The sequence below is a fragment of the Streptomyces natalensis ATCC 27448 genome (assembly GCF_000935125.1).
Lineage (GTDB): Bacteria > Actinomycetota > Actinomycetes > Streptomycetales > Streptomycetaceae > Streptomyces > Streptomyces natalensis.
Genome location: NZ_JRKI01000023.1, coordinates 72,013 through 92,848, shown reverse-complemented (window position 1 = coordinate 92,848; position 20,836 = coordinate 72,013). Strand labels below are relative to the sequence as shown.

16 protein-coding genes are annotated in these 20,836 nt (G+C 72.9%); 8 read left to right on the top strand and 8 right to left on the bottom strand.

The features are described 5' to 3' along the window. The first annotated feature begins 7 nt into the window (after positions 1-7). The 7 genes from SNA_RS14255 (at position 8) to SNA_RS14225 (ending at position 8,208) form a co-directional block, all read left to right on the top strand. Positions 8-1,534, top strand: a complete 1,527-nt coding sequence (locus SNA_RS14255; RefSeq protein WP_030064051.1) for an FGGY-family carbohydrate kinase — start codon at positions 8-10, stop codon at positions 1,532-1,534. Then, positions 1,527-3,020 (top strand): FGGY-family carbohydrate kinase, encoded by a 1,494-nt coding sequence (locus SNA_RS14250; protein WP_030064052.1) that lies wholly within the window; start codon positions 1,527-1,529, stop codon positions 3,018-3,020. The genes SNA_RS14255 and SNA_RS14250 overlap by 8 nt, the downstream gene beginning before the upstream one ends. Further along, positions 3,017-3,643: a histidine phosphatase family protein gene (locus SNA_RS14245; RefSeq protein WP_030064053.1), complete on the top strand. Its 627-nt coding sequence runs from the start codon at positions 3,017-3,019 to the stop codon at positions 3,641-3,643. Before SNA_RS14250 ends, SNA_RS14245 begins: the two co-directional genes overlap by 4 nt. A 31-nt stretch (positions 3,644-3,674) precedes the next feature. Further along, positions 3,675-4,718 carry a 2-hydroxyacid dehydrogenase gene (locus tag SNA_RS14240; protein ID WP_030064054.1) on the top strand — a complete coding sequence of 348 codons (1,044 nt, stop codon included), beginning with the start codon at positions 3,675-3,677 and terminating at the stop codon, positions 4,716-4,718. 228 nt (positions 4,719-4,946) lie between these two features. Further along, on the top strand, positions 4,947-5,873 hold the full coding sequence (locus SNA_RS14235; RefSeq protein WP_078969907.1) for an alkaline phosphatase family protein: 927 nt from the start codon (positions 4,947-4,949) through the stop codon (positions 5,871-5,873). Between the two features lie 23 nt (positions 5,874-5,896). Then, on the top strand, positions 5,897-7,180 hold the full coding sequence (locus tag SNA_RS14230; RefSeq protein WP_030064056.1) for an MFS transporter: 1,284 nt from the start codon (positions 5,897-5,899) through the stop codon (positions 7,178-7,180). Further along, entirely contained in the window at positions 7,177-8,208 is a 1,032-nt protein-coding gene (locus SNA_RS14225) for a TolB-like translocation protein (RefSeq protein WP_030064057.1), read from the top strand. The genes SNA_RS14230 and SNA_RS14225 overlap by 4 nt, the downstream gene beginning before the upstream one ends. A gap of 24 nt (positions 8,209-8,232) precedes the next feature. Here SNA_RS14225 and lysX read toward each other — a convergent pair whose 3' ends face one another. After that, on the bottom strand, positions 8,233-11,547 hold the full coding sequence (gene lysX / locus SNA_RS14220; RefSeq protein WP_030064058.1) for a bifunctional lysylphosphatidylglycerol synthetase/lysine--tRNA ligase LysX: 3,315 nt from the start codon (positions 11,545-11,547) through the stop codon (positions 8,233-8,235). Next, positions 11,544-12,035: an Ig-like domain-containing protein gene (locus SNA_RS14215; protein ID WP_157879910.1), complete on the bottom strand. Its 492-nt coding sequence runs from the start codon at positions 12,033-12,035 to the stop codon at positions 11,544-11,546. Before SNA_RS14215 ends, lysX begins: the two co-directional genes overlap by 4 nt. Before the next feature lie 266 nt (positions 12,036-12,301). Here SNA_RS14215 and SNA_RS14210 point away from each other — a divergent pair, with 266 nt between their 5' ends. Continuing rightward, positions 12,302-12,496, top strand: coding sequence for a hypothetical protein (locus SNA_RS14210; protein WP_030064060.1), 195 nt, complete (start codon positions 12,302-12,304; stop codon positions 12,494-12,496). Positions 12,497-12,514: 18 nt separating this feature from the next. Here the strand turns inward: SNA_RS14210 and SNA_RS14205 are convergent, their stop codons facing one another. The 6 genes from SNA_RS14205 to xylB all read right to left on the bottom strand — a co-directional run bounded on the left by SNA_RS14205 (position 12,515) and on the right by xylB (position 20,737). Further along, positions 12,515-13,753, bottom strand: coding sequence for a phosphodiester glycosidase family protein (locus SNA_RS14205; protein ID WP_030064061.1), 1,239 nt, complete (start codon positions 13,751-13,753; stop codon positions 12,515-12,517). A gap of 187 nt (positions 13,754-13,940) precedes the next feature. Beyond that, the gene (locus SNA_RS14200) at positions 13,941-14,633 is read right to left on the bottom strand and encodes an N-acetylmuramoyl-L-alanine amidase (protein ID WP_030064062.1); all 693 of its coding nucleotides are present in this window, start codon (positions 14,631-14,633) and stop codon (positions 13,941-13,943) included. Positions 14,634-14,897: 264 nt separating this feature from the next. Then, the gene (locus SNA_RS14195) at positions 14,898-16,313 is read right to left on the bottom strand and encodes a family 2B encapsulin nanocompartment shell protein (protein ID WP_044365297.1); all 1,416 of its coding nucleotides are present in this window, start codon (positions 16,311-16,313) and stop codon (positions 14,898-14,900) included. 149 nt (positions 16,314-16,462) lie between these two features. Further along, on the bottom strand, positions 16,463-17,872 hold the full coding sequence (locus SNA_RS14190; protein WP_030064065.1) for a family 2B encapsulin nanocompartment shell protein: 1,410 nt from the start codon (positions 17,870-17,872) through the stop codon (positions 16,463-16,465). 169 nt (positions 17,873-18,041) lie between these two features. Next, on the bottom strand, positions 18,042-19,310 hold the full coding sequence (locus SNA_RS14185; protein WP_044365294.1) for an ROK family protein: 1,269 nt from the start codon (positions 19,308-19,310) through the stop codon (positions 18,042-18,044). Continuing rightward, the gene (gene xylB, locus SNA_RS14180) at positions 19,307-20,737 is read right to left on the bottom strand and encodes a xylulokinase (RefSeq protein WP_044365292.1); all 1,431 of its coding nucleotides are present in this window, start codon (positions 20,735-20,737) and stop codon (positions 19,307-19,309) included. The genes SNA_RS14185 and xylB overlap by 4 nt, the downstream gene beginning before the upstream one ends. Positions 20,738-20,836: the final 99 nt, after the last annotated feature.

Below are 20,836 nucleotides of genomic sequence, written 5' to 3'. Positions count from 1 at the left end.
CCCACTGATGTCCGTACTGACCATCGACGTCGGCACCACGGTGATCAAGTCCGTCGTCTTCGACGACCAGGGCACCGAGATCGCCGTCGCCCGCCACGCCACCGAGGTCCTGCGCCCGCACCCCGGCTGGGCCGAACAGGACATGGAGGCCGTCTGGCGTGCCGTCGTCCATACCGTCCGCGAGGTCCTCGACGGGCTGGCCGATCCGGTCTGGCTGGTGTCCTTCACCGCACAGGGCGACGGCGCCTGGCTCGTCGACGACCGCGGCCGCCCCACCGGACCCGCCATCCTGTGGTCCGACGGGCGTGCCGGGGAGCTGCTCACCGGCTGGCAGCGCGACGGCCTGCTGGAGGCGGCCTTCCGCCGCAACGGCTCGCTGACCTGCACCGGAATGCCCAACGCCCTCTTCGCCTGGCTCGCCGCCCACGACCCGGACCGGCTCGCCCGCTCCGCCACCTCGCTGACCGCCGCCGGCTGGCTCTTCCTGCGCCTGACCGGTGTGCGGGCCAGCGATGAATCCGATGCCTCCGCCCCGTTCCTGGACCACTCCACCGGGGAGTACGACCCCGCCATCCTGGAGCTGTTCGGGCTGAGCGACTGCCGGCGGCTGCTGCCCACCGTGCTCGGCGAATCGGAGCGGATCGCCGAGCTGACCGGCCCGGCAGGACGGGAACTGGGCCTGCCCGCCGGGCTGCCGGTGGTGATGTCCCCCTATGACATCGCCGCCACCGCCCGCGGAGTCGGCGTGGTCAACCCCGGCCAGGCGTGCAGCATCCTGGGCACCACCCTGTGCACCGAAATCGTCCGCACCGAGATCGACACCGGCGGCGAACCGTCCGGGATCCATATCGCCTACCGCGGCCGGGAGCGGGTGCTGCGCGCCTTCCCCACGCTCAACGGCGCCGAGGTGCTCACCTGGGCGGCGCGGCTGCTGCATCTGCCCGGCCCGCCCGAGCTGGCACAGCTGGCGTTCGCCTCGGAGCCGGGCGCCCGCGGGTTGACCTTTCTGCCGTATCTCTCACCGGCCGGTGAGCGCGCCCCGTTCCTGGATCCGCGCGCCCGCGGCACCTTCTGGGGCATGTCCCTGGAACACACCCCCGCCGACCTGGCCCGCGCGGTCTTCGACGGCCTCTCGCTGGTGCTGCGCGACTCGCTGGCCGCCGCACGTACGGACGTCAGCGAACTGCGACTGTGCGGGGGCGGCGCCAACAGCGACGCCTGGTGCGCGCTGATCGCCGACGCGACGGGTGTGCCCACGGCCCGCTCCGGCGACACCGAACTCGGCGCCAAGGGGGCGTTCCTGACGGGTCTGGTACGTACCGGGGCCGAGTCCAGCATGCACCGTGCGGCCGACAAGTACGTCCGGATGAACCGCAGTTGGCAGCCCGATCCGCAGCGCGCGGCGTTCTACAGCGAGCTCTACGAGGATTTCCTCGCCTGGCGCGGCCTGGCCAGGGAGGCCGGCTGGCGCAGCGGCGCCCGCTGGTTTCCCCGTCCGCGCGTCACCCCTTCTGCCGGAGGCACCCGTGTCTGACCCCCGCACCTCCGCCCTCGACGGCATCTGGCTCGGCCTCGACCTCGGCACCCAGAGCGCCCGCTGTGTCGCCGTCGACGGCACCGGCCAGGTCCTCGCCTCGGCCGCCCGCCCGCTGGCCGGCCGCCGCGAGGGCAGACGGCACGAGCAGGACCCCGAGGAGTGGTGGTCGGCTCTCGCCGCCGCATGCCGGGAGGCGCTCGCGGGCATCGACACCGGGCGTGTGCGCGGCCTCGCCGTCGACGGCACCTCCGGCACGATCCTGCTCGCCGACGCCCACGGCACCCCGCTCACCCCAGGCCTGATGTACGACGACGGGCGCGCCGACACCCAGACCGGGGCCGTCAACGCGGCGGGCGGGGAGGTCTGGCAGGAGCTGGGCTACCGGAGCATGCAGCCGACCTGGGCGCTGCCCAAGCTCCGCTGGCTGCTGGAGCAGGGGAAGGCGGCCCGGGGCGCCCGGCTGCTGCACCAGGCCGACCTGGTGACCTGGAAACTGGCCGGACACCAGGTGCCCTCCGACGCCAGTCACGCCCTCAAGACCGGCTATCACCTCGTCGAGGAGCGCTGGCCGGAGCGGGTGATGGACGCCCTCGGGGTGCCCGGGGACCTGCTGCCCGAGGTCGTACGGCCGGGAACGGTGCTGGGCACGGTCTGCGCCGAGGCCGCCGAGGCCACCGGAATTCCGCCCGGCACCGCCGTCGTCGCCGGGATGACCGACGGCTGTGCCGCCCAGATCGGCGCCGGGGCCCTGGCACCCGGCGCCTGGAACTCCGTCCTGGGCACCACCCTCGTCCTCAAGGGCAGCAGCCCGCACCTGGTCCGGGACCCGGCGGGCGTCGTCTACTGCCACCGCGGCCCGGGGGAGCGCTGGCTGCCGGGCGGAGCGTCCAGCAGCGGCGCCGGAGTGCTCTCCCAGTACTTCCACGGCGAGAACCTCGATGTGCTCACCGAACAGGCCGCCGCCCTGGACGCGGACGCCGTCGCCTACCCCCTGGTCTCCACCGGCGGGGAACGCTTCCCCTTCCGCGCCCCCGAGGCCGAACCGTTCATCCTCGGAGACGTCCCCACCCGGCCCGCCGCCTTCCACGCCTACCTCCTCGGCCTCGCCTGCCTCGAACGGCTCTGCTTCGACTATCTCGACCACCTCGGCGCCCCCGTCGACGGTCCGCTCACCCTCACCGGCGGCGGCGCCCGCAACCACTACTGGTGCCGTCTGCGCGCCGATGTCCTCGGCCGCCCCGTACGCCTGCCCGAACAGGCCGAGGGCGCCGTCGGCATGGCCGTCCTCGCCGCCACCTCCGGCGGCGCCGGCCTGGAGGAGGCCGCCGCTGCCATGGTCCGCATCGCAGCCGAGATCGAGCCGTCCCCGGCGCGCACCGCCCGCTACACCCCCGTCTACCTCCGCTTCGTCGACGAACTGACCCGCCGCGGCTGGCTCGACCAGGCCGTGGCCGCACATGCCCGCAGGAGGGCCGCTCCGTGACCGACTTCATCCTCGTACGCCACGGCGAAACCGTCTGGCATGCGGAGAACCGCTATGCCGGCCGCACCGACGTGCCCCTGACCGACCACGGCCGCGACCAGGCCACCACGCTCGCCGCCTGGGCCGCCACCGCCGGCCTGACCGCCGTCTGGAGCTCGCCGCTCTCCCGCGCCCGGCTCACCGCCGAGCCCGCCGCCGACGCCTGCGGCCTGGCCCCGCAGACCGACGAGCGGCTCTACGAGGTCGACTTCGGCCGCGGCGAGGGCCTGACCCGCGACGAGATGCGCGAGCGCTTCCCGCGGGAGCTGGCGGACTTCCTCGCCGACCCGGTCGCCTGCCATCTGCCCGGCGGCGAACACCCCCGCCGCGCCGCCGAACGCGCCGCCGCCTGCCTGGCCGACCTCGCCCGCGACGAGCCCTCCGGCCGGATCCTCGTCGTCGCCCACTCCACCCTGCTGCGGCTGCTGCTGTGCCACCTCCTCGGCATCCCGCTCGCCGACTACCGCCGGGTCTTCCCCCGGCTGGACAACGGCGCCCTCACCGAGATCCGCCTCGCCCACGGCCACACCGCCCTGCTCAGCTTCAACACCCCCGCGCCGACCCAGACCCCCGCCCTCCACTGACCCCACCACCCCTTTCAGGAGACGCCCCACCATGAGCACCACCGTCCTCGCCGCCGGCAACCACTTCATCCGCCCCGGCCTGTTCGCCGAGGCGATAAGGACGGCTGTAGGGGAAACACCGCTGGACATCCGGGAGTTGCAGTTCGGCTGGCCGCACACCCCCTTCGGGCCGGTCGCCGAGGTCAGCGAGGCATCCGGTACCGAGGACGAGATGATCGAGGCGCTGCGCGGCGTCGAGATCTGCGTCACCGAACACGGCCCGCTCACCGCCCGCATCCTCGCCAACTGCCCCGATCTGAAGCTGTTCTGCACCAGCCGCGGCGGCCCGGTCAACGCCAACCTCGACGCCGCCACCCGGCACGGCGTCGCCGTCTGCTACGCCCCCGGCCGCAACGCCACCGCCACCGCGGAACACACCCTCACCCTGCTCCTCGCCGCGGCCCGCGGCGTCGGCGACACCCACACCGACCTGCGCCGCGGCGTCTGGCGCGGCGACTACTACGACTACGACACCTGCGGCATCGAGATCGACGGCACCACCGTCGGCCTGATCGGCTACGGCGCCATCGGCAGCCGCGTCGCCCGGATCCTCGCCGCGATGGGCGCCCATGTCCTCGTCCACGACCCGTACGTCCGCCCCGACATGCTGGCCGGCATCGCCGAACAGGTCACGCTCGACGAGCTGCTGACCCGCTCCCGGATCGTCTCGCTGCACGCGCGGGTGACCGAGGAGACCAGGGGCATGATCGGCCGCGACCAGATCGCCGCCATGCCGCGCGGCTCCGTGCTGGTCAACTGCGCCCGCGGTGCGCTGCTCGACTACGACGCGGTGTGCGAGGCGCTGGAGTCCGGGCAGTTGTCCGGTGCGGCGTTCGATGTGTTCCCCGAGGAGCCGATCCCGGCCGGTTCGCGGCTGCTGACCGTTCCCGGCGCCGTCCTCACCCCGCATATCGCGGGCGGCAGCCGCCAGGTCGCGCACAAGGCCGCACGGATCGTCGCCGGGGACGTCGCCCGCTATCTGCGCGGCGAGCCGCTGGCACACTGCGCCAACCCCGAGGTCCTGAAGGGCGGCTGAGGCCCGGCCGCCGGGGGCGGGCTCCGGCGGCGGCGGCGCGCCCCGCAGCGGGTGCCCGCCGCCCCGGCGCCCCCTCCCTCCGCCCGGCGCCCTTCCCTCCACACCGGGTCCTCCACTCCCTTTCCGGTTCTTCAACTCCCTTATCACGCATGTGCGTTGACACTGCACGAGGGTGCCCCCACCATGCATCGCGGCTTCCTCCAGCCGTACGACAAGGAGTGAGACCCGATGAAACCCCCCGCGAAACCCCCCGCGAAACCCCCCGCGCACCGCCTGCGCACCGCGCTGGCCGCGACCCTCGGCGCGCTCGGCCTGCTCGTCACGGCCACCACCGCCCAGGCGCACAACACCCACACCCCCACCCCGTCCCACCGGACCAGGGCCGTGCCCGCCTACGACCACGTCGTGATCGTCGTCTTCGAGAACAAGCAGTACGGCGAGATCATCGGCAGCTCCGAGGCGCCCTACATCAACCAACTCGCCCAGGGCGGCGCCAGCCTGACCGGCATGAAGGCGCTCACCCACCCCAGCCAGCCGAACTACTTCAACCTCTTCTCCGGCGCCACCCAGGGCATCACCGGCGACAGCTGCTACACCGCCCGGTCGATGAACGCCCCCAACCTCGGCCAGGAGCTGATCGCCGCGGGCAAGACCTTCGGCAGCTACAACGAGGGCCTGCCCAGCGCGGGTTCGACGGTCTGCTCCAGCGGCAAGTACGCGCAGAAGCACAACCCGTGGTTCGCCTTCAGCAACGTCCCCGTCGCCACCGGCAAGACCTTCGCACAGTTCCCCAAGGACGACTTCACCGCGCTGCCGACGCTGTCGTTCGTCATCCCGGACCTGTGCAACGACATGCACGACTGCGGCGTCGCCAGCGGTGACACCTGGATCAAGAACAACCTCGACTCCTACGCCCAGTGGGCCAAGGACCACAACAGCCTGCTGATGCTGACCTGGGACGAGGACAACTACCTCGGCTCCAACCAGATCGCCTCCGTGTTCTCCGGCGCCCACGTCACAAAGGGCGATGTCGCGGGGGCGTACAACCACTACAGCCTCCTGCGCACCTTCGAGGACATGTACGGCACCGGCCACGCGGGCAACGCCGCCACGGCCACCCCGGTGACCGGGGTGTTCGACACCGGCGTCCGCTGATCCACCCTCGGGAGGAGACGTCCGTGTATCTCTCGTCCAGCCGCGCCGCCGACGCCTCGGCCGGTGTCGTCCGCGACCGGCCCGGCATCCGCCGCGCCGTCGCCGGCACCGTCGTCGCCCTCGGCCTGGTCAGCATGGTCACGGACGTCTCCTCGGAGATGGTCACCGCGGTCCTGCCGCTGTATCTGGTCGCCGGCCTCGGTATGACCCCGCTCGCCTACGGGCTGCTCGACGGCGTCTACCAGGGCGTCACCGCACTGGTCCGCCTGGCCGGTTCGTACGCCGCCGACCGCACCCACCGCCGCAAACTCGTCGCGGGCAGCGGCTACGCCCTGTCCGCGGTCTGCAAACTCGGCCTGCTCGCCGTCACCACCCCCTGGGCGATCGGCGCCGTCCTGGCCGCCGACCGCACCGGCAAGGGCCTGCGCAGCGCCCCGCGCGACGCCCTGATCTCGCTGTCCACCGCCCCCGAGGACCAGGGCCGCGCCTTCGGCGTCCACCGCACCCTGGACACCGCCGGCGCCCTCCTGGGCCCGCTCGCCGCCTTCGCCGTCCTGTGGCCGGCCCGGGACGCCTATGACGCGGTCTTCCAGGTCAGCTTCTGCTGCGCCGTGTTCGGTGTGCTGCTGCTGGCCCTGTACGTCCGCGAGCCCCGCGCCCCCCGGCACCCCGCGCACCCTCCCCGCCCGGGCCTCGTACGGGCGCTGCGCACCCTGGCCGGTACCCCCGGCGTGCCCCGGCTGAGCCTGGCCGCCGTCCTGCTGGGCGCCGCCACCCTCAGCGACGCCTTCCTCTACCTCGTCCTCCAGCAGCGCCACCACCTCGACGCCCGGTGGTTCCCGCTGCTGCCGGTCGGTACCGCGGCGGCCTTCCTGCTGCTCGCGCTCCCGGTCGGCCGCCTCGCCGACCGGGTGGGGCGGCTGCGGGTCTTCCTGGCCGGGCACGGCGCCCTGCTCGCCGCCTACCTCCTGCTGCTGGTCCCCCTCGGCGGTGGCGCCCAACTCCCCGCGACCGCCGCCCTGTTCGTCCTCCTGGGCGTCTTCTACGCCGCCACCGACGGGGTCCTGATGGCCGCCACCGCACCCCTTCTCCCACCCGCCCTGCGCGCGAGCGGGCTCGCCCTGGTGCAGACCGGTCAGGCCGTGGGCCGGTTCGGCGCCGCGGTCCTCTTCGGGGCGGCCTGGACCGCCCTGGGGCCCGCGACGGCCCTGGCCGGGGCGGCCGGCGTGCTGGCCGCCGCGCTCGCGCTCTGCCTGCCGGTCCTCGTCCGCGACCGGTCCTCCGCCGCCGGAAAGGCCGCCGTATGACGCCGTTCCTGGTACGTCACCGCCTGGCGGTGCTGCTCGCGGTCACCGCCCTGCTGGTGACGGGCGCCGCCCTCGCCGTACACCGCGCCGCCGGACGTGCCGCCGAACGCGACCGCAGCCATGCGGGTCAGCCGTCCGTGACGAAGGGCGAGGTGCGCCTCGGGGGCGGTCCCCGCCGACTGATCTTCCGGAACCTGGCCTGGGGACCCCGGCGCGACCATCTCGCCACCGTCCCCCTCACCACCCCCGGAGCCACCCGCACCACCGCCCCGCGCGACTGCCTGCGCTTCCACGCCGCCGCCGGCACCGGCATCTGCCTGCGCACCACCGGGGGAGTGGTACCGGGCCACGAGGCCGTCGTCCTGGACTCCCGCCTCAGGCCCGTACGCCGCTTCCCGGTGCCCGGCATCCCCACCCGCGCCCGCGTCTCGCCCAGCGGCCGGCTCGTCGCCTGGACGGTGTTCGTCAGCGGCGACTCCTACGCGGGCGGCGCCTTCTCCACCCGTACCGCGCTCTACGACACCCGCACCCATACCCTCCACGACAACCTGGAGGACTTCACGGTCCTGATCGACGGCCGCCGCCACCAGGCGGTCGACGACAACTTCTGGGGCGTGACCTTCGCCGCCGACGACACCACCTTCTACGCCACCCTCGGCACCCAGGGCCGCACCTATCTCGTCCGCGGCAACCTCTCCCGCCACACTCTGACCGCCGTCCACGAGAACGTCGAATGCCCCTCCCTCTCCCCGGACGGCACCCGGATCGCCTTCAAGAAGCGGATCCGGCCCAAGGGGGCGGACGCGCCCTGGCGGCTGTACGTCCTGGACCTGCGCAGCGGCCGCGAGACCCCGCTCGCCGAACGGGCGAGCGTGGACGACCAGGCCCTGTGGCTCGACCGCGGCACCCTCCTGTACGCCCTGCCCGGCGACTACGGCGCCGACCTGTGGGAGGTGCCCGCCAACGGCGAAGGCCACCCCCGAAAGGTGGTGGCCTCCGCCGTTTCGCCCGCCGTCATCGGGCCCTGACGGTATGTTCCCGCCCGGGCCGCCTCAGCGGCGCCGCACCAGCGGGAACGGCAGCGTCTCGCGGATCGACAGACCGGTCAGGAACATCACCAGCCGGTCCACGCCGATGCCCAGACCACCGGTCGGCGGCATCGCGTACTCCAGCGCCTGGAGGAAGTCCTCGTCCAGCTCCATCGCCTCCGGGTTGCCGCCCGCCGCCAGCAGCGACTGGGCGGTCAGCCGGCGCCGCTGCTCGACCGGGTCGGTCAGCTCCGAGTAGGCGGTGCCCAGCTCGGTGCCGAAGGCGACCAGGTCCCAGCGCTCGGCGAGCCGCGGGTCCTTGCGGTGCTGACGGGTCAGCGGCGAGACATCCGTGGGGAAGTCCTTGTAGAAGGTGGGCAGGGTGGTCTTCTCCTCCACCAGCCGCTCGTACATCTCCAGCACGATGTCGCCGCGCCCCATCTCGGGCTTCACCGGCACCGCCGCGCGCAGACACAGCCGCCGCAGCACATCGAGCTCGGTGTCCGCGTCGACCTCCTCGCCGAGCGCCTCCGAGATCGCGCCGTAGACCGTCTTGACCGGCCAGATCCCGGAGATGTCGTGCTCGACGAGCTTGCCGTCGGCATCGGCCTTACGGGCCGTCGCACTGCCGAACGCCGAGACCGCCGCGCCCTGGATCAGCTCCCGGGTCAGGTCCAGCATCACGTCGTAGTCGGCGAACGCCTGGTACGCCTCCAGCATCGTGAACTCGGGGTTGTGCTTGTAGGAGATGCCCTCGTTGCGGAAGGTCCGCCCCATCTCGAAGACCTTCTCCATACCGCCCACGCACAGCCGCTTGAGATACAGCTCCGGTGCGATACGCAGATACAGATCGAGGTCGTAGGCGTTGATGTGGGTGTGGAACGGCCGGGCGTTGGCACCGCCGTGGATCTGCTGGAGCATCGGCGTCTCGACCTCCAGATAGCCCCGGTCGATCAGCCCCTGGCGCAGCGCCTGGACGGCCGTACTGCGCGCCCGCACGGTCTCGCGCGCATCCGGCGAGACGACCAGGTCCACATACCGCTGACGGACCTTGGCCTCCGGGTCGGACAGACCGCGTCGCTTGTCCGGCAGCGGGCGCAGGCACTTGGCCGTCAGCCGCCACTGGGTGACGAACACGGTCAGCTCGCCGCGGTCGCTGGCGCCGATCTCGCCCTCGGCCTCGATGTGGTCACCCAGATCGATGTCCGAGCCGAAGCGGTCGAGCAGCTCCTTGCCGCTGCCGTCCCGGGTCAGCGCGATCTGGAGATCGCCCGACCAGTCCCGCAGCACCGCGAACAGCACCCCGCCGTGGTCGCGGGTGAGCAGTACCCGCCCGGCGATGCTCACGGTCTGTCCGGTCCGCGCCCCCGCCGTCAGCTCCGGGTACTCGTCGCGCACCTGGCCGAGGGTGTGGGTGCGCTCGACCCCCACCGGATACGGGTCCGTGCCCGCCTCGCGCAGCCGCTCCAGCTTGTGGTGGCGCACCCGCACCTGCTCGGGCAGCGCGGCCAGCTCCGCGGCGCGCTGCTCCTCCTCGGTGGCCGGACGGTGCACCAGCCCCAGCTCGTCCAGCGACGGCAGCCCCGCGGTGCTCGCCGGAGCCAGCACCCGCTTCTTGTGCCCCTTGCCCCACAGCTTGCCCAGGCTCGGGACCGCGACGAAGCCCTCGGCGATACCGGAGGCGAGCCCGATCCGGGCCAGTGCACCGGCGTCCGCGTAGCACAGGAAGCGCGGGTACCACTCGGGGTTGTACTTGGCGTTGGAGCGGTAGAGGGCCTCCAGCTGCCACCACTTGGAGAAGAACAGCAGCAGTTTGCGCCAGAACTTCAGCACCGGGCCGGCGCCGATCCGGCCGCCCTCCTCGAAGGCGGAACGGAACACCGCGAAGTTCAGCGAGACACGGCGCACCCCGAGCTGCCCGGACTGGGCGCACAGCTGGGCGACCATGTACTCCATGACGCCGTTGGGCGCGCTGCGGTCGCGGCGCATCACATCGAGGGAGATGCCGTCCGTGCCCCAGGGGACGAAGGACAGCAGCGCCATCATCTTGCCGTCGCCGTCGAACGCCTCCGCCAGCAGGCAGTCCCCGTCCGCCTCGTCGCCGAGCCGGTCCAGCGCCATCGAGAAGCCGCGCTCGGTCTCGGTGTCGCGCCAGGCGTCCGCCCGGTGGATGACCTCCTGCATCTCCTCGTCCGACAGCGCCGAGTGGCGGCGCAGCCGGAAGGTGGCGCCGGTGCGCTCGACGCGGTTGACGGCCTGCCGGGTCACCCGCATCTCGCGGCCGTCCAGGTCGAAGTCCTTGATGTGCAGGATCGCCTCGTCGCCCAGTTGGAGCGCGCCCAGCCCGGCGCGGGCGAACGCCTTGGCGCCGTCCTCGCTCGCGCCCATGACCGCGGGCTGCCAGCCGTAGCGCCCGGCGACGTCCAGCCATGCCTCGATGGCCGGCCCCCACGCCTCCCGGTCGCCGACCGGGTCGCCGCTGGCCAGGCAGACGCCGGTCTCCACGCGGTAGGTGACGGCGGCCTTGCCGCTGGGGGAGAAGACCACGGCCTTGTCGCGGCGGGTGGCGAAGTAGCCCAGCGAGTCCTGGCTGCCGTAGCGGGCGAGCAGCGCCCGGATACGGGCCTCCTCGTCGCCGTGCAGCGCGGCCTCCATCCGCTGCGAGCGGAACAGCGCGGCGGCGGCGTTCAGCAGCGCCAGCGCACCCAGCAGGCCCAGCACCGTGCCGACCCAGTGCGGCGGATGTCCGGCGAAGGGGTGCCCGACGACCAGCTCGCCGCTGACGCGGTTGACGGTCCACAGCAGCCGGTTGCCGCCGCCGGACCGCAGCGTGCCGGGGAACAGCGAGACCAGCCCCCAGCCGATCAGCACCGCGGCCACCAGTCCGCCGGCCAGTACGCCGATGGCCCGCAGGAACGCCCCGCGGCGGGTGATCGCGTAGAACTCGCGGTGCGCGACGAGCAGCAGCGCCAGCGAGCCCGTGCACAGCACGAGGGAGAACGCGTAATTCCAGGCGCCGTCGACGAGGAACAGCGCATCGGCCAGGGCGACCAGCAGCATGTAGGCCACCAGGAACCACAGAGCCACCCGCTTACGGGCGGCCAGTGCCGCGCCGAGCAGGAAGAGGAACGCGGCGTAGGCGAAGTTCGTCGACACCGGGATCGTCAGCGTGTCCAGCCAGTAGATCACCGGCTGGAGACCGTGCCGCAAGGGTCCGATCAGTGCTGTCAGGGCGCAGAAGAGCCCCAGCACGCTGAAAATGATGGCAAAGCCGTTGGGCACGCGGCGCCGGAAGCGCCGCCATGCCGAAAGTTCATCCTGGTCCTGCACGGTGCTCATTCCGTCACATTAGGCTTTGTGGGCTTGCTTTGGGGGCTGGCAAAGGGGTCGGCTGCGGGGGGCCCGTTCGCCCGTCCGGTCTCCCGTCCGTCGGCTGCCGTGGTCACCGACTCCTTGATCTCTCCGGCCGCCCCCCGGGCATCCTTGGTGCGGGCGACGACGGAGTACTTGGTGGCCGGCGCGGCCCTCGCACGGGAGGTCCAGACCGTATCGCCCCGGTCGAGCGCGCCCGACAGAAGGTGGCCGCGTGGATCGGTGACCGTCACCTCGGTCAGCACACCGCCGCGTGCCGTCACCTGGAGCCGGTCGCCGGTCTGCACCGTCCGCGTCCCGCCGGCCGCCCCCAGTCCCACCTGCACCGCATTGCGCTCGCTCGCCGAGGCCGCGGCGCTCCCGCACCCCGTGAGCGCGCCGGCGCCGAGCAGCGACACCAGGGCGAGCGCACCGCACCGCATGCGGCGGCGGGCAGCGGAGGGGGATCGGCTCATGCAGGGGCTTTCGTCGGTGGTGCGGGTAGGCGGTACGCCAGAGCGGCGTCCGCTAAGACGGCCGAGGACGGCACTTCGTTGCGCGCGCCGTCGCCCGGAGTGACGTGATGCGCGCCACATTGCCGCGCCGAATGGGGTGAAATCCGGCCGGTGACACGCAGTGATCACCCGATTGGCGTACCCGAGGGCGAACCGGACATACCCCGAAATACGCCAAACTGGCCACTCAGGGCCGCCCGTTCGGGCGGCGGCCGAGGAGGTACACCATGGCCATTTCCATTTCCGTCATCCTGCTGCTGGTGATCCTGACCGTGATCTTCCTGCGCAGCGGAAAACTCAAGTTCTCGCACGCCCTGGTGTGCGCCCTGCTCGGCTTCTATCTGGCGGGCAGCAGCCTGGCCCCCGACATCCACAACGGGCTCGCCGGCGCCGCCGACATGGTCAGCAGCGTCCGCCCGTGACCGACGCCGGACGGCCGCTCAGCCGAAGCTGAAAACCCCCACCGCATTCGGCACCGGCCGCTCCGCCCCGCCGGACGGATGATTGCGTACGGTCACCTCCCGGCTGAAGGGATCGCGGGTGACCAGCGTCGAAGATCCGCCGCCGTCCAGGTCGACCGCATCCTGGGCGCCCAGCCTGCTCATCAGCTCGCCCAGCTCGCGCACCGTCATCCCGGGCTCGCCGTGCGTCCCGTCCAGCGCCACCAGATACAGCATCCGGCCGCCGTCCCCGATCCCCACCGCCGTGCGCACCGTCGCCGCACCGTTGTCCAGCCCGTCCACCGGCCGGGCGTCGCGCACGACCGGGAAGCCGCCGACCGCGAAGCGCAGCGGCACCGGCCCCTCGCCGACGAGCCGCTCGCTGACCTCCACCGGATCGCCCAGGTGCAGCTTGCGCAGCTGCCGGGCCCCCTCCTCCCGCCCCACCAGCACCACGCCCCCCGTCTCGATCCCGCCCGCGCCCGGCCGGTCGGCCAGCGCCGCCACCCGGCCGTGCCGGACGGTCACCTCCGCGGTCTCCGTACTGCACGGCGCCCCCCGGTCGGTGTCCGTACCGCAGGTGGCGCGCACCCGCGACGCCGGACCCCACAGCTCGGTGTACTCCCCGATCCCGTCCACCGGCAGCGCGTACTGGTTGAGCCCGCGCAGCGGCAGCGGCCCCTCCCTCGTCCACACCGTGCCGCGCAGCGACAGCCGGTCCAGCCGCGCCCGGTGGTCGTAGCCGACGCCCAGGACGTCCTCGGTGGTCGCTCCCGGCGGCATGACCGGCCCGAACCGCTGGCCGTCGGGCACCGCGGCCTTCAGCCGCCGACCGGAGGAGATCGCCGGCCCGTCCGAGGCGCCCGTCGGCTCCACCCCCGGGTGCTGGCCCTCGCTGATGTTGAAGAAATCGCCGTTGACCGCCCCCACCGCGCCGCGCCCGGCGGCCAGCTCGGACACGGGCGAGCGGGCGGCGACCGCTCCCGGATACAGCAGATCCACCGTCACCCGGGGATCGTCCAGATCGACCGTCAGCAGATGGCCGTGCGCGATGCCGCGCGGCACCGCCGTGAGGAACTCCTCGTACTCCACCCCGGGCGCCACCGGCGCATCGGCCACCTGGCGCAGGGCGTCGCCCACCGCCGTGGCCCGCGCCCCGCCCGCGAGCCCGCCACCGGCCAGTACCGCCGAGACCACCAGCACCGTCAGTATTCCGCGCGTCCGACCGAATGGCTGCATCACGAGCCCCCCTGACGTCATGTCAACTGTTCCAGGTGCCGAAGACGCCCACTATGACCCGCAGATGTCGATTATCTGCATATTTGTTGTACGCCAGTCGTGTTCGGGCGAGGTGGCGACGGCTGCGCGGTCCGGCCGCGCGGCCGGTGTGTGCGCCGCGGCGGCGGTCAGCGGTTGGCGGCGCCGGTCAGCGGTTCGCGGCCGCGACCAGCTCCATGTAGTGCGCCCAGTCCCAGTACTGCCCCGGATCGGTGTGGTCGGTCCCGGGGACCTCGACGTGCCCGATGATGTGCTCGCGGTCCCTGGGGATCCCGTAGCGGTCGCACACCGCGGCGGTCAGCCGCGCCGACTGGGCGTAGAGCACATCGCTGAACCACTTGGGGTCATCGGTCCAGCCCTCGTGCTCGATGCCGACGGCGCGGGTGTTGTAGCCCCAGTTCCCGGCGTGCCAGGCGACGTCCTTCTCGTGTACGCACTGGGCGATATAGCCGTCGGCGGAGCGGACGACATAGTGCGCGGCGGCCTTGTGTGCCGGGTCCTGGAACAGCCGGAGGGTGTCGCCGAAGCTCTCCTGCGTCACATGCACCACCACCATGTCGATGGCGTACTGGCCCGGGCGGTTGGCGGCGGTGAAGTTGGCGGGGGCGGCGGGGGACCAGTGCAGTGGCGGATAGTCCACGGTGCCGGCCTGGACGGCCAGGTCGGCGAGGTCGCCGAGGTCGGCCGGGTCCGCGGGGTCGTCGGGGTGGTACGGGCCGTCGGGGCGCGGATGCGCGTGGGCGGAGGTCGCGGAGAGCGGGCCGAGGGCGGTGGCCGCGGCGATCGCGGCGGCGCCGGTGAGCAGACGTCTGCGGGCCGGGGGACGGCGGTCGGGTTCCATGTGTGAACTCCTGACAAGACCGAGGGTTGGTCGCGTTCATGTCACGCACGCCGATGCGTTTCATGATGCGCAACAGCTCACGCCCTGCCAAGGGGCTGGCCCTTGTGCCAATGGCTTGACCAAAGACGGAACTGTGCAGGTCAGAACTTCCCGGAAATCGCCCCGTACTGATCGCACGTCACCCGGGTGCCGCACCCCCTGCCCCGGTGGGCGGGAATGCGGCACCCGGGTGCGCTCGACCGCGGTCCGCCGACCGCTGCGAGGTCAGTGACCGATCTCGACGTTCTCCAAAATGCCCAGCGCATCCGGCACCAGCACCGCCGCCGAGTAGTAGGCGCTGACCAGGTACTTGATGACCGCCTGGTCGTTGATGCCCATGAAGCGCACCGACAGGCCCGGCTGGTACTCGTCGGGAATTCCGATCTGGTGCAGCCCGACCACGCCCTGGTTCTCCTCCCCGAGCCGCATCGCGAGAATCGAGCTGGTCTGGTCCGGGGTCACCGGAATCTTGTTGCACGGCAGCAGCGGAATGCCCCGCCAGGCGCGGACCGCGGTGCCCTCGAGCTCCGCCCCGGACGGGTAGATGCCCCGCGCGTTCCACTCCCGCCCGATCGCCGCGATGGTGCGCGGATGCGCCAGCAGGACCTGGGTCTTACGGCGCCGCGAGATCAGCTCGTCCAGGTCGTCGGGGGTGGGCGGGCCGCTGCGGGTGTGGATGCGCTGCTTGAGGTCGGCGTTGTGCAGCAGGCCGAACTCGCGGTTGTTGATCATCTCGTGTTCCTGGCGCTCGCGCAGCGCCTCCACCGTCAGCCGCAGCTGCTGGTCCAGCTGGTTCATCGGGTCGTTGTAGAGGTCCGCGACCCGCGAGTGGATCTTGAGCACGGTCTGCGCGACGCTCAGCTCGTACTCCCGCGGCGCCCGCTCGTAGTCGGCGAAGGTGCCCGGCAGCGACGGCTCGCCGACATGGCCCGCGGCCACCTCGATGGCCGCCTCACCGTGCTTGTTCTGCGCCGGAACGAGCGTGGCCCGGAAGGTCTCGACATGCTCGCGCAGCGACTCCGACCGGCCCAGCACCGCTTCGTAGTCCGCACGCGACAGCGTCAGCGCGGTCACCCGCGTGACCGCCCGTACCGTGTGCTCCCACTCCGCGTCCGCCGAGAGCAGCGCCGCCTCGCCCAGGTGGTCGCCGTCGGCCAGCTGTCCCAGGGCCGTCTCGCCGCCGTACTTGCCGGTGCCGAGCCGGTCCAGTTTGCCGTGGGCGATCAGGATGATCCGGTCGGCGGTCTGGTCCTGCTGGGCGAGGACGTCGCCGGGGGCGAACTCGTGCTGGGTGAAGCGGTCGGCCAGCGCCTCCAGCGTCGGGGTGTCGGTGTAGTCGCGCAGCGGCGCGAGCTCCCGCAACTCGGCAGGGATCACCCGGACTTCGGAGCCGGTCGTGACGAACTCCACCCGGCCGTCGCCGAGCGTGTAGGTGAGGCGGCGGTTGACGCGGTACGTACCGCCGGAGACCTGGGTCCAGGGCAGGACGCGCAGCAGCCAGCGGGAGGAGATCCCCTGCATCTGCGGCACGGTCTTGGTCGTGGTCGCCAGCTTGCGCGCGGCCGCGGTGTCCAGGCTGGAACGGTTCTGCTCGGTCTCGGACGCCTGCGGGCCGGAGGTCGGGTCCACGGATGTGGTCATGGAGAAAGCTCACCTGTTCTGTCGGTGCTGAGTGCTGCTGGGTGCTGCTGGGTGCTGCTGGGTGGTGCCGAGTGCTGCCAGGTGCTGCCGGTCGGACTGCCTACGAGGGAGGGCCGCGGAAATTCGGGGCGGCGAAGATGCCGGCGCCTTCAGTGGCCGATTTCCACGTCCTCGAGAACGCCCAGGGCATCCGGGACGAGAATGGCCGACGAATAGTAGGTGCTGACGAGGTAGTTGAGGAGGGCCCGGTCGTCGATTCCCATGAAACGTACCGACAGGCCCGGTTCGTATTCATCGGGAATTCCCGTCTGGTGCAGTCCGACGACGCCCTGCTTTTCCTCTCCGGTACGCATCAGCAGAATGGAACTCGTGCCCTCCTGCGTCACCGGGATCTTGTTGCAGGGGAAAATCGGCACCCCGCGCCACGACGGCAGCGAATGCCCGTTGACGTCCACCGCCGTCGGATACAGCCCGCGGGCGCTGCACTCCCGGCCGATCGCGGCGATCGCCTTGGGGTGGGCCAGCAGGAAGCCCGGGTCCTTCCAGACCGTGGCGAGCAGTTCATCGAGGTCGTCGGGGGTGGGCGGGCCGCTGCGGGTGTGGATGCGCTGAGTGAGGTCGGCGTTGTGCAGCAGGCCGAACTCGCGGTTGTTGACCATTTCGTGTTCCTGGCGCTCGCGCAGCGCCTGAATGGTGAGCTTGAGCTGCTCCTCGACCTGGTTCATCGGGTCGTTGTAGAGATCGCCGACCCGGGTGTGGGCGCGCAGTACGGTCTGCGCGACGCTGAGTTCGTACTCCCGCGGGGCCGGCTCGTAGTCGACGAACGTGCTGGGCAGGGGTGGTTCGCCGTGGTGGCCGGAGGCGACCGCGACCGCCTTCTCGCCGCTGGAGTTCGTCGGGTGAACGGGCCGCTGCCCGGCCGTCGCCAGATGCTCGCGCAGCGCGGGCGCCTGCTCGGCGATCTCCCGCGCGGCCTGCCGGGACAGCTCCACGACCGTCACCCGCGTCACCGCGCGATAGCTGTACTCCCACCGCACGTCGTCGTCGGTCAGCGGGGCATCGCCGAGGTGGTCGCCGCCGGCCAGCGCCTCCAGCACGGTCGCATCGCCGTACTTGCCGGTGCCGATACGGTCCACCCGGCCGTAGGCGATCAGCACCAGCCGGTCGCCGGGCCCGCCCGCCTCGGCGATCAGCTCACCGGGGGCGTACTCCCGCTGGGTGAACCGCGCACCCAGCGCGGCCAGCGCCTCGGTATCGGTGAAGTCCCGCAGGGCGGGCAGTTCGCGCAGCTCCTCCGGGATGATCGTGACCTCGGTGCCGGAGATGTCGAAGTCGATCCGCCCGTCGCCCACGGTGTGCGCCAGCCGGCGGTTGACCCGGTACGTACCGCCGGAGACCTGCACCCAGGGAAGCAGCCGCAGCAGCCAGCGGGATGTCATTCCCTGCATTTGCGGCTCGGTTTTGGTGGTGGTCGCCAAATTCCGCGCCGCGGTGGTACTCAGACTCGAATGCGCGGCGTCTTCCTGGCTTCCGGTGTGGGTCTCGTCGGCAATCGTCACAACTCCGCCTATCTCTTGGGGGGTGCGGCATGGCCGGAACTGTCCCCCCATTCAAGGGAGTTTGTTCGTCGGCGGCCTACCGAAGCGACGATAGTGGCGCTGTTTTAATCAGCACAATCGCTCGAAGGGGTGGCATGGAATTCTCTTTCCATGGAAAGGTTTAGCGGGTTCAGCTCTGGGGAGAGTGTGCCGGGGTACTGGTGCCGGCCGGATCGTCGAGGACGGCCGACAGAGCGGAATGCGCCGCCCCGAGCAGCGGCCCCTCCGCCCCCAGCCGCGACACCGTCACCACGCATCCGCCGGGCCGTGCGGCCGCCGGGGCGACAGCCGTGCGCACCGCCAACTCCCGCTCCAGGGACGGCAGGATCCAGGGCGCGAGCCCGGCCAGCGCGCCCCCGAGGACCACCGCCCGCGGATCGAGCAGATTCACCGCCCCGGCGAGCGCGATGCCCAGTGCCGTGCCCGCCTCGCGCAGCGCCCCTGTGGCGGTCGTGTCCCCGTCGGCCGCCCGCCGCGCGAGCAGCGCGATACGGGCCCCCGGCCCCGCGTGCGCGGCCGCGTCCGGTGCGATCCCGCCCGCCCGCAGAACGGCCCTTTCGCCCGCGTACTGCTCCAGACAGCCCCGGCCCCCACAGTCGCACGGGCGCCCGTCCGGATACACCGGCACATGCCCCAGCTCCCCGGCGAACCCCCGTGCGCCCCGCAGGAGTTGACCGTCGACGACCACCGCGGCCCCGATGCCGGCGTCCGCCGAGACATGGACGAAGTCCGCCGGCGGCGCGGGCCCGTCCGTGCCGCCGCCCAGCCGGAGTTCGGCCAGCGCGCCAAGGTGCGCCTCGTTGTCGACGGTGAGCGGCACCGGTGTCCCGGCCAGCCCGGAGGCGAGATCCGTCTGGCGCCAGCCGAGGTTGGGGGCGTGCACCACGGTCGCCGAACCGCGGGCCACCAGGCCGGGAACCGCCACCGTCAGCCCGGCCGGCCGCAGCCCTTCGGCGGCCATCCGGGACGTCACCTCGGCCAGCAGGGCCGACAGCCGCCGCAGTACGGGCCCCGGTGCGCTGTGCCGGTTGGCCGCGGCCACCGCCACCCGGGCGCGGACCCGGCCGCGCAGATCCACCGCGCACACGGCCAGATGGCCGACGCCTATCTCCGCCCCCAGCCCCGCAGGACCCCGGTCGCTGGCCGTCAGCCCGCTGCCCGGCCGGCCCCGCCCGCCGCCCGCCGCCCGCCCGGTCTCGACCAGCAGCCCGGCCCGCAGCAGCTCCTCGACCAGCGGCGCGACCCCGGCCCGGGTCAGCCCGATGCGCGCCGCGACCCCGGCGCGGGACACCGTCCCCGCGGCGGCCACCTCCCGCAGCACCCGGGACAGATTGCGGCGGCGCAGCGCCCGCTGGGTGTCGCCGCCCTTCGCCGCGCCGCCCGTCGCCCCCGGCGTCACCCCCGCAGCAACCCCTCGCCGGCGGTCAGCGTCGCCGCCAGCCGCTCCAGCGCCGCCTCGTCGCGCTCCCTGGCCTCGTACCGCGCGCCCCGCGCCGTACCCCACCGCCGGGCCACCGCCGCCGGGTCCTCGCCCAGGAGGAGCCCGGCCGCCTGCGCCGCCGCCCCCAGGGCCACCAGCTCCCCGGCCTCGGGCACCACCACCGGGCGGCCCGACAGCCGCCGTACGGTCTCCCGCCAGGCCAGGCCCCTGGCGCCGCCGCCGATCAGCAGCAGCGGGGCGTCGGGTGCGGTGTCCGCGTCCAGCACCTCGTCCAGGGCCCGCAGCAGGGCGAACACCGCGCCGTCGTAGGCCGCCTGGAGCACCTGGCCGGGCGTGGTGTCGTGGCGCAGCCCGTGCAGCAGGCCGGCGGCGCCGGGCAGGTTCGGGGTGCGTTCGCCGTCCAGGAAGGGCAGCAGGACGGCGCCGCCGCCCGGTTCGACGGCCTCGCGGTCCCGGCCGAGCAGCGCCGCGATCCGGTCCACGGCCAGGGTGCAGTTCAGGGTGCAGGCCAGCGGCAGCCAGTCGCCGCGGGCATCGGCGAAGCCCGCGACGGTGCCGGTCGGATCGGCGGGCCGGTGCCGGGAGACCGCATAGACCGTCCCGGAGGTGCCCAGGCTCAGCACCGGCTGCCCCGGGCGCAGCCCCAGACCGAGGGCCGCGGCCATGTTGTCCCCGGTGCCGGCCGCCACCAGCGCACCGTGCGGCAGCGGCAGATCGCCGGCGTGGACCGTCCCGGCCGCCTCGCCCGGCGCGGCGACCCGCGGCAGCGCGTCCGGCGGCAGGCCGATGCGGTCGAGGATCTCGGTGTCGTACGCCTGGGTGGCCGAGGCCCACCAGCCCGTCCCGGAGGCATCGCCGCGGTCGGTGACGCCCTGGCCGGTCAGCCGCTGGACGAGGTAGTCGTGCGGCAGCCGCACCGCGGCCGTTGCGGCCGCCGACTCCGGCTCGTGCTCCCGAAGCCAGGCCCATTTGGTGACGGTGAAGGCCGGCGCCGGCACGCTGCCGACCCGCTCGGCCCAGGCCCGCGGCCCGCCCAACTCCGCGGTCAGGCGCTCGCTCTGGGGCGCCGAGCGCACGTCGTTCCACAGGATCGCGGGCCGTACGGGCTCCCCGGCCGCATCCAGCGCCACCAGGCCGTGCTGCTGGCCGCCCACGGAGAGCGCGGACGCCTGCCGGGCCGCCTCCCCGCACTGGTGCAGCGCCTCGCCCAGCGCCCGCCACCACTGCCCCGGGTCGCTCTCCTTGCGCTCGCCGCCGCTGACGCTGTGCGGCGCATGGCCCCGCGCGACGACGGCGCCGGTGGCCGCGTCCACGACCAGCGTCTTGGTGGACTGGGTGGAGCTGTCCACCCCGACGACGAGCGGTCCGGCTGACTGTGCGCCCATCGTGCACTCTCCCTCGGCGGCTCGGTTACCGGGCCCCGTCCAGGGGGTTCCCCGGTGTGCTGCCGCATATTAGTTTGGCCGCCGCGGAATTTGTAAGGC